The following is a 9,538-nucleotide window of genomic DNA, read 5'->3' as shown; positions in this document are numbered from 1 at the left end:
CGCCAGATCGATTTCGTGGCGCTGGATCCGCAGCGGGTGCTGGCGATCCTGGTGTTCGCCGACGGCGAGATCCAGAACCGGATCGTGCCGGTCCGGCGGGCGCTGGCGCCGGACGAACTCGAACAGGCGGCCAACTACCTCAACACCCATTTCTCCGGTCAGCCGCTGGAACGCATCCGCGCCACGCTGCTGCGCGACCTGCGCGACGCCCGCAGCGAGCTGGAGCGCCTGCTCGCCGCCTCGATGGACCTGGCCGAACAGGCCTTCGCCCCGGCCTCCGCCGACGACATGCTGGTGGCGGGACAGACCCGGCTGATGGGGCTGCAGGATCTGAACGACCTCGACCGGCTGCGCGCCCTGTTCGAGGCCTTCTCCGAAAAACGCGAACTGCTGCGGTTGCTGGAGCGGATCGCCAAGGCCCCGGGGATGCGGGTGTTCATCGGCGAGGAAACCGGGCTGGCGCCGCTGGAAGGCATGTCGCTGGTGGGCGCGCCCTACGGCAGCGAGGGCAGGGTGCTGGGCGTGGTCGGGGTGATCGGCCCGAGCCGGATGGCCTACGAGCGGGTGATCCCGGTGGTCGAGGCCACCGCGGCTGCACTGGGGGCTGCCTTGATTCCCGAGCCCTGAGCCCCCATGACGGGTTCGGACGCGGCTTGGCCGCCAGATCGAACCGTGGACATGACAAACGATCCGATGCAGGACAGCAACGAACCGGCCGCGCTGGAGCCGGTGGATGAACTCGAGGCGCTGCGCGCCAGAATCGAACAACTCGAAGCGCAGAAGCTGATCGATCTGGCCGATCTGGAGAACCGCCGCAAGCGGCTTGAACGCGACATCGACAACGCCCGCAAATTCGCCAACGAGCGCCTGCTCGGCAGCCTGCTGCCGGTGTTCGACAGCCTCGATGCCGGCCTGGCGACGGTCGCCGAGGCCGATTCGCCGCTGCGCCAGGGTCTCGAACTGACCCGGCAGCAGCTGCTCAAGGTCGCCGGAGAAAACGGCATGGAGATCGTCGATCCGGTCGGCGAAACCTTCAACCCCGATTTCCATCAGGCCATCAGCCAGGGCGAGGCCGAAGGCGTTGCCCCCGGCCACGTCATCAACGTGTTCCAGAAGGGCTACGTGCTCAATGGCCGGCTGCTGCGGCCGGCGCTGGTCATCGTCGCCAGCCACGAATGAGACCAAGCCTAAGCGACGTCCCTTGAAGGCGCCAACCGGAAACCCCAGATAGCAACCAGCGGCGTTCGACGCCGAACCCATCACGAACATCACGAAATTCCAGAGGACACCACCATGGGCAAAATCATCGGCATCGACCTGGGCACGACCAATTCCTGCGTGTCCATCATGGAAAACGGCAAGCCGCGCGTCATCGAGAACAGCGAGGGCGACCGCACCACCCCCTCGGTGGTGGCGTGGACCAAGGACGGCGAAGTGCTGGTCGGCGCCTCGGCCAAGCGCCAGGCCGTCACCAACCCGAAGAACACCTTCCACGCGGTGAAGCGCCTGATCGGCCGCAAGTTCACCGACGCCGAGGTGCAGAAGGACCTCGGCGTGGCGCCGTTCAAGATCACCGCGCACGACAACGGCGACGCCTGGGTCGAACTGGCCGACGGCCGCAAGCTGGCGCCGCAGGAAGTCTCCGCCAAGGTGCTCGAGAAGATGAAGAAGACCGCCGAGGATTTCCTCGGCGAACCGGTCACCGAGGCGGTGATCACGGTGCCCGCCTACTTCAACGACAGCCAGCGCCAGGCCACCAAGGATGCCGGCCGCATCGCCGGGCTCGAGGTCAAGCGCATCATCAACGAGCCGACTGCGGCCGCGCTGGCCTACGGCCTGGACAAGGGCGACACCAAGGACCGCAAGGTCGCGGTGTACGACCTCGGCGGCGGCACCTTCGACGTGTCGATCATCGAGATCGCCAACGTCGACGGCGAAAAGCAGTTCGAAGTGCTGGCCACCAATGGCGACACCTTCCTCGGCGGCGAGGACTTCGACAAGCGCGTGATCGACTATCTGGTCGAGGAATTCCAGAAGACCGACGGTGTCGACCTGCGCAAGGATCCGCTGGCCCTGCAGCGTCTGCGCGACGCCGCCGAACGCGCCAAGATCGAGCTGTCGTCCAACCAGCAGACCGACGTCAACCTGCCGTACATCACCGCAGACGCCAGCGGTCCGAAGCACCTGAACATCAAGCTCACCCGAGCCAAGCTCGAGGCGCTGGTGGACGATCTGGTCAAGAAGACGATCGAACCCTGCCGCGTCGCGCTCAACGATGCCGGCCTGCGCGCCTCCGATGTCAGCGAAGTGATCCTGGTCGGCGGCCAGACCCGCATGCCGAAGGTGCAGCAGGCCGTGGCGGAGTTTTTCGGCAAGGAGCCGAAGAAGGACGTCAACCCGGACGAGGCGGTGGCGATCGGCGCCGCGGTGCAGGGCGGCGTGCTTGCCGGCGACGTCAAGGACGTGCTGCTGCTGGACGTGACCCCGTTGAGCCTGGGCATCGAAACCCTGGGCGGCGTGATGACGCGCATCATCGAGAAGAACACCACGATCCCGACCAAGGCCTCGCAGGTGTTCTCCACCGCCGAGGACAACCAGAACGCCGTCACCGTGCACGTGCTGCAGGGCGAACGCGAGCAGGCCCGCTACAACAAATCGCTGGCCCGCTTCGACCTGACCGGCATCGACGCGGCGCCGCGCGGCATGCCGCAGATCGAGGTCAGCTTCGACATCGACGCCAACGGCATCGTCCACGTCACCGCCAAGGACAAGAAGACCGGCAAGGAGCAGAAGGTCGAGATCAAGGCCGGTTCGGGCCTGAGCGACGACGAGATCCAGCGGATGGTGCAGGACGCCGAGGCCAATCGCGAGGAAGACCGCAAGTTCCACGAGCTGGTGACCGCGCGCAACCAGGCCGACGGCCTGATCCACGCCACCCGCAGCACGATCAAGGACAACGGCGACAAGCTGTCTGGCGACGCCATCGGCCGCGCCGAAGCGGCGATCGCCGATCTGGAAGCGGCGATCAAGGGCGACGACAAGGGCCAGATCGAGGCCAAGGCCCGGGCGCTGGAAGAGGCGAGCCAGGCGCTGCTTGCCGCGGCCTCCGCGGCCGGGCAGCAGCAAGCCGGTGGCGCCGATGCGGGCTCCGCGAAGTCGAGCGACGACGTGGTCGATGCCGAGTTCACCGAGGTCAAGGACGACAAGCAGGCGTGATCGCCAGGCAGGCAATGCGACGGGCAGGCCGGTGGTCTGCCCGTCGCCGTGAAGGAAACCGGTGGACTCGATGAGCAAGCGCGACTATTACGAAGTCCTGGGCGTGGAGCGCAGCGCCGACGACGACGCGCTGAAGAAGGCGTATCGCCGCTGCGCGATGAAATACCACCCGGATCGCAACCCGGGCGACAAGAACGCAGAAGCGGCGTTCAAGGAATGCAAGGAGGCGTACGAAGTGCTGTCCGACGGCGGCAAGCGCCGTCTGTACGACCAGCACGGGCATGCCGCGTTCGAGCAGGGCATGGGCGGCGGCAACCCCGGCCCCGGTTTCGCCGACATGGGCGACATCTTCGGCGACATCTTCGGCAACATCTTCGGCGGGGGTGCCGGCGCCCGCCAGCGTGGGCCGCGCCGCGGCGCGGATGTCGGCTATGTGATGGAACTGGATCTCGAGGAGGCGGTTGCCGGGGTCGAAAAACAGATCCACGTCCCGACGCTTGCCGAATGTGGCCGCTGCAAGGGCAGCGGCTCCGAGGATGGGCGGGTGGAAACCTGCCCCACCTGCCAGGGGCGCGGCCAGGTCCGGATGCAGCGCGGACCGTTCATGATGCAGACGCCTTGCCCGCAGTGCGGCGGCGCCGGGAAATTCGTTCCCAACCCCTGCCACGAATGCCACGGCCACGGCCGCGTGCAGGAAGACAAGACGCTGGCGGTGAAGATTCCCGCCGGCGTCGATGTCGGCGACCGCATTCGCCTTGCCGGCGAGGGCGAAGCCGGTCCGGCCGGTGCCCCGCCCGGCGATTTGTACGTCGAAGTGCGGGTACGTCCGCATGCGATCTTCGAGCGGGATGGCGACGACCTGCATTGCGAGGTGCCGATCCGGATCTCGCAGGCTGCGCTGGGCGATTCGGTCCGGGTGCCGACCCTGGGCGGTGAGGCCGAGTTGCGCATTCCGGCCGAAACCCAGACCGGCAAGGTGTTTCGATTGCGCGAGAAGGGCGTCAAGTCGGTGCGCAGCCGGCAACCCGGGGATCTCTACTGCAAGGTCGTGGTGGAAACTCCGGTCAACCTCACCGCCGAGCAGCGCAACCTGCTGGAACAATTCGAAGCGACGTTCGTGGGCGAGGGCGCCCGCCGGCACTCGCCCAAGTCCAGCACTTTCCTCGATGGCGTGAAAGGCTTCTGGGACCGGATGGTGTCCTAGGGCGGACCGGGAATCGAGGCGGAGGGCGCGCAAGTTCTGGCAGAATCCGGATTGCTTGCCTGGATCCCGCGCCGTGGAAATTTCCCGCCCCTGCATCGGTATCGTCGGCAGCGCCGGCGCTTACGGGCGCTGGCTGCGCGCTTTTCTCGAGCAACGGATGGGGTTGCAGGTGCTCGGGCATGACCCGCGGGATCCGGAATCGGCTCGCGTCGAAGAGATGCTGGATCGCGCCGAGGTGCTGGTGTTCTCGGTACCGATCCGGATTACCCCCGAAACGATCCGCGCGTGGATCGCACGCTCGGCGGGCCGCGAGGCCGGCCGGCTGTGGCTGGATCTCACTTCGCTCAAGACCGCGCCGGTCGCGGCCATGCTCGAATCGCGGGCCGAGGTCGTCGGCCTGCATCCGCTGGCCGCTCCGCCCAAAACGCCCACGTTGAAAGGGCGGGTGTTGGCAGTGTGTCGGGCACGCCTGGATCGATGGGCGCCGTGGCTGGAAGCCCTGCTGGCGGCACTGGAAGCCGAATGCGTGGCGGTGGAACCGGAGCGGCACGATCGCGCGATGGCGCTGGTGCAGGCGATGGTCCATGCGACGCATCTCGCGCAAGCCGGCGTCCTGCGCGAAAGCGCTGGCACGATCGGTGACATCGCCGCTCTGCTGCCCCTGCGCAGCGCGGCGTTCGAGCTGGACGTGGCGATCGCCGCGCGGATTCTCTCCCGGAATCCGGCGATCTATACGGACATCCAGTTCGACAACCCCCACGTGCCCGGAGTGCTGCGGCTGCTGGCAGGCCAGCTGGAGGGCATCGCCCGACTGGTGGAGCAGGGCGACGAGGCGGCGCGTTCGCGTTTTCGCAGCGACGTACTCGAAGCAAACCGCCTGGCTTTTAGCGAACAGGCCCTAGCGACGGGCAACCGGACCTTCGAGCGGGTCGGTTACCTGCTGGCGGACCTGGCCGATGCGTGCAGTCTGAGTGTCCATCTGCCGGAAGACCGGTCCGGTTCGCTGCGCGGGTTGCTGCAGGTGTTCGAACGCCACGGCGTCAACATCGTTTCGCTGCATTCCTCGCGGACCCAGGCCGGGGAATTGCATTTCCGGTTCGGATTCGATCACGAAGTGGACCGGGCGCGACTGGATGCGGTGGCGGCCGCGATCCATGCCGATGGCATCGGCCGCGTGCTGGACACCGGCTGAACGGCTGCCCGATTGGCACGAGTGGTCGTCAAACCATGACGGCGATCAACTATTGTTGCGGTGAACTGGGTTAGTGTTCCAACCGAGTCAATCCATCACAGGCACCGCCATGAGCATCCGCCCCCCCACGGACTCCCGGTACGGCGCAGGTACGGCGACGAACTCGCTGTTCGATGCGCTGCAAAAACACGTCCTCGACCTCATCACGCCTGCCCTGGATGCCGCGCTGGGCGATGCCGACGACTACCTGTTCGACCAGAGCCAGAAAGGAGACGAGGACCTTGGCTTGGCCGCCCTGCGGGAATTGCGCCGATCACGCGCGCAGATCGTCCAGGGGTTCCGTGGCCGGGTGACGGCGCGCTTCACCGAGCTGGCCACTCGACGGGCGATGTCCGGGGAAGGCGGGGCGGGATCGCTTCTTGATGCCGGCCTGAGCCTGCTCTCGGATCAGGACCTGGAACAGCAGCTGGCGGTGGAACAGTTGGCGGCGGCGGTCTTGCGAACGCACGGGCCCGCGTTCGAAATCGCCAGCAAGCGGATGGCGGTGGTGGCGGGCAATGCCAGGATGGAACGCCGCGATGATCCGTTGGATCCCGTATTCCTGGCCAGCGCCATGGGCCACGCCTTGGTAGATCAGAGCCTCAGCGACGATCTGCGGATCGTCGTGTTCAAGTTCTTCGAACGCGAGCTGGATTCCGCGCTCGGCGATCTGTATGAGCGCTGCAATGCCCTGATGGCCAGTGCCGGCATTTTGCCCGAGCTGAGGGCAACGAACGCGGCAGCACATCCGCGGCGCGAGTCGGCGCGGCCGCAGCAATCGCAGCAGCCCCAACCGTCTCCGGCGGATTCCAACCAGGTCGAGGCACAGCAACGCGTACCGATCGGCCAACCCGGCATGCCGCAGATGGGCATGCCGCAGATGGGCATGCCGCAGATGGGCATGCCGCAGATGGGCATGCCGCAGATGGGCATGCCGCAGATGGGCATGCCTGGCAGCGGCATGCAGTCCACGATGCAGATCAACGTCGCCGATCAAGCGATGTTCGCCAACATGCTGGGGCAGTTGCAGGGCTGGCGGGTGGCGATGGGGCTGAACAGTAGCGTCGGTACTGCCGGTAGCGGCGGCGGCATGGCTGCTCCCTCTGGCCCGACCTTGGGCACCAATGAACTGTTGTCCATCCTGTCGATGATGCAGCGCGACACTACGCCGATCCTTCCCGAAAACGCGCAGGGCGGGGACGCCGGTTTGTCGATCGCCGCCCAGCTGCGCAAGCACATGGGCCAGAGCGCACGCAAGCTGGGCGTTGCGGGGGACAACGTCAATCTGGATGGTCTCGATGGCGACGCCGTCGATCTGGTGGCACTGCTGTTCGACGTGTTGCTGGACGGCCCGCAGTACGATACCCGCATCCGCCAGAAGATCGGTCGCATGCTGGTTCCCTGCGTCAAAGCCGCAATCAAGGACCGGCGCATGTTCCTGATGAAGGAACACCCGGCGCGCAAGCTGCTCAATACCGTTGCCGAGGCCTGCGAAGGCAATCGCGGCGAAGAGCCGCAGGAACGCGAATTGCTCAACCACGTCGATCACACCATCGATCGGCTGGTGGCCGAATTCAACGAGGACGTCGCGATCTTCGAGACCCTCGAACAGGAATTGCGCTCGTTCATGGCGCAGCACCGCAAGCGTTTCGAACTGGTGGAACGACGCACCACCGAAGCGCAATGGGGCCGCGAACGGCTCGATTCGGCCCGCGAGGCGGCCCTGCGCGACATCGAGAACCACCGCGGCGATCGTGAGCTGCCGCCGGTCATTGCCAACTTCCTGTCCCGCCACACCGCCCACCATCTGGTTCAGGTGGCGCTGCGCGATGGCGTCGATTCGGTGCGCTACGACTCCGCCCTCGTCACCGTCGACGGCTTGCTTGCGGCACTGGATCAGGCCGAGACAGGAAAATGGCCAGATCCGACGCTGCCGCTGCCGGAGGCGGGGCTGCTGGAAATCCTGTCCAGCGCCGGTTTCACCGACAGCGCGGCGCACAGCGCTCTGGAGGCATTGGACGAACTGTTGACACGCATGTCCAAGGGGCAGGCCGTGCCCGAGGTGGATGCGCGCATCGCCACCCAGGTCGCTCCGGTCGAACAGGTCGCACCGCCAAAACTGGAGGTGGTTGCCGACAACGAGAAGCTGGATTTCGATGCCAGCGTGCTCGAGCGCATCAAGGCGCTGAAAGTGGGCGACTGGCTGCAACTGGCGACCTCCGACCAGCGCTTCGCTCCCGCCAAGGTGTCCTGGATCAGCCCGATCTCGGCGCGCCTGTTGCTGGTCAACCGGCGCGGCATCCGCGTACTGGTGGCTTCGGCGCAGGAACTGGCGGCCATGGTGGCGCTGGACAAGGTCCGCCTGCGCGAAGGCGAGACCGCGTTCGAGGATGCCATGCATCAGATGGTCCACCGCCTGCAAAGCGTGAACGCGGAGCGCTGAACGTTTCGCCGTCGCGGGGCTTGTCGCGGGGCTGCCCGAAGGCTAGCCTGCGGCCATGAATGCACCTGTCCGCCTGCTGATCCACGGTGCTACTGGCCGCATGGGCCGTGCGCTGCTGCGGCTATGTCGCGAAGAAGACCTTCGTTTCTCGGTGGTTGCCGTCGTGGCCAGGCACGTCCCGCAGGAGGAGGGCGTGCCCGGGTTTGCCGTCGTCGATGTGGGCGATGTGCCCGAGTTCGACGTGGCGGTCGATTTCAGCCTGCCGGACGGCTTCGACACCGTGCTGGCTCTTTGCCTTGCCCGCAAGGTTCCGCTGGTCTCCGGCACCACGGGCTTGTCGGAAGGGCAGCGCGCTGCGCTGGACACCGCCGGCGAGCGGATCCCGCTGGTCTGGGCCAGCAATTACAGCCTCGGCGTAGCCGCGCTGCACGTATTGGTGGCGCAGGCTGCGGGCCTGCTGCATGGCTGGGATTGCGATATCGTCGAGTCCCATCACGTTCACAAGAAAGATGCCCCTTCGGGCACGGCGCTTACCCTCGGGGCCAGCGCGTCGTTGGCCGGCATTTCGCCCCACTACGCATCGATTCGCGCTGGCGACATCGTTGGTGAACACCTGGTGCAATTCACCGGTATGGGGGAACGGATCGAGTTGGTGCATCGCGCAAGTTCGCGCGACATTTTCGCCCGAGGCGCCCTGCACGCAGCGCGAAGATTGTACGGTCGAGAACCCGGTCGCTATCGGTTCGAAGACCTGATTTGAACCGGCCCCGGACCGCATTGCCGGTTCTCCGCGGCCTTGCCGTTCATTTCCATCGAAGGTTTGCCGCGCAAGGAGTCCCCATGAATCGCTGGCTGCCACTGCTCGTACTCGGCCTGGTCGCCTCCGGCACGACGCAGGCGGCGCGGGTGTACGAGGTCCGCTATCCCTCCGAGGCAGACCTGAAAATCTACAAGGTGAAATACCGCTCCGAGGCCGATTTGCGGGTCTATTGGGTCGATCATCGCAGCGAAGCCGACGGCGACGCCCTGTGGTGGACGACGGACTACCCGTCGGACGCGCAGTTGAAGATCATCTACGTGGACTATCCCTCGCAGGCGGACCTGAAGGTGTACGAGGTCGAATACCGCAGCGAGGCAGGCTGGAACGGCGCTCCACGCGGGCTCACCGTGAGGCCGTAAGGCTGCGCCGAAGTCCGGCGGAGTCCAGGTGTCCGCGCCCGCGCCGTAGCCGGAATCCAGGGTCCGAAGGAATCCGCACTGGCGTGCCTCGGCCCGCGCCGGTACAATTTCCCCTCGCCTGAACACCCGCAGTTCCGGATCGGCCCGGCCGCTCCGGCGCTTTCGTGCAACCCAAAGCAAAGGCGACGCATTTGGATATCGCCGCAATCCTCGCGCTTGAAGACGGAACCGTCTTCGAGGGCATTTCCACGGGCGCCGCCGGTCT

The 9,538-nt window shown here is 66.2% G+C and carries 8 protein-coding genes; all 8 read left to right on the top strand.

The window, feature by feature from the left end:
- A partial coding sequence (locus Q0X16_RS01125) for an HrcA family transcriptional regulator (protein ID WP_297829747.1) occupies positions 1-627 on the top strand: 627 nt, incomplete at its 5' end.
- Positions 628-678: 51 nt separating this feature from the next.
- Entirely contained in the window at positions 679-1,179 is a 501-nt protein-coding gene (grpE, locus tag Q0X16_RS01120) for a nucleotide exchange factor GrpE (protein ID WP_297829745.1), read from the top strand.
- 114 nt (positions 1,180-1,293) lie between these two features.
- Positions 1,294-3,216: a molecular chaperone DnaK gene (dnaK, locus tag Q0X16_RS01115; RefSeq protein ID WP_297829743.1), complete on the top strand. Its 1,923-nt coding sequence runs from the start codon at positions 1,294-1,296 to the stop codon at positions 3,214-3,216.
- A gap of 70 nt (positions 3,217-3,286) precedes the next feature.
- Positions 3,287-4,420: a molecular chaperone DnaJ gene (dnaJ, locus tag Q0X16_RS01110; protein ID WP_297829741.1), complete on the top strand. Its 1,134-nt coding sequence runs from the start codon at positions 3,287-3,289 to the stop codon at positions 4,418-4,420.
- A 79-nt stretch (positions 4,421-4,499) separates the two neighbouring features.
- Entirely contained in the window at positions 4,500-5,612 is a 1,113-nt protein-coding gene (locus Q0X16_RS01105) for a prephenate dehydrogenase (RefSeq protein WP_297829749.1), read from the top strand.
- Positions 5,613-5,721: 109 nt separating this feature from the next.
- Positions 5,722-8,094 (top strand): DUF1631 family protein, encoded by a 2,373-nt coding sequence (locus tag Q0X16_RS01100; protein ID WP_297829740.1) that lies wholly within the window; start codon positions 5,722-5,724, stop codon positions 8,092-8,094.
- 55 nt (positions 8,095-8,149) lie between these two features.
- Entirely contained in the window at positions 8,150-8,854 is a 705-nt protein-coding gene (locus tag Q0X16_RS01095; protein WP_297829738.1) for a dihydrodipicolinate reductase C-terminal domain-containing protein, read from the top strand.
- Between the two features lie 80 nt (positions 8,855-8,934).
- On the top strand, positions 8,935-9,273 hold the full coding sequence (locus Q0X16_RS01090; protein WP_297829736.1) for a DUF6150 family protein: 339 nt from the start codon (positions 8,935-8,937) through the stop codon (positions 9,271-9,273).
- Positions 9,274-9,538 lie beyond the last annotated feature (265 nt).

Source organism: Thermomonas sp., from assembly GCF_025993755.1.
In the GTDB taxonomy this organism is placed as follows: domain Bacteria; phylum Pseudomonadota; class Gammaproteobacteria; order Xanthomonadales; family Xanthomonadaceae; genus Thermomonas.
The sequence above is the reverse complement of the archived record's forward strand: the minus strand, read 5'-3'. Positions and strand labels throughout refer to the sequence as shown.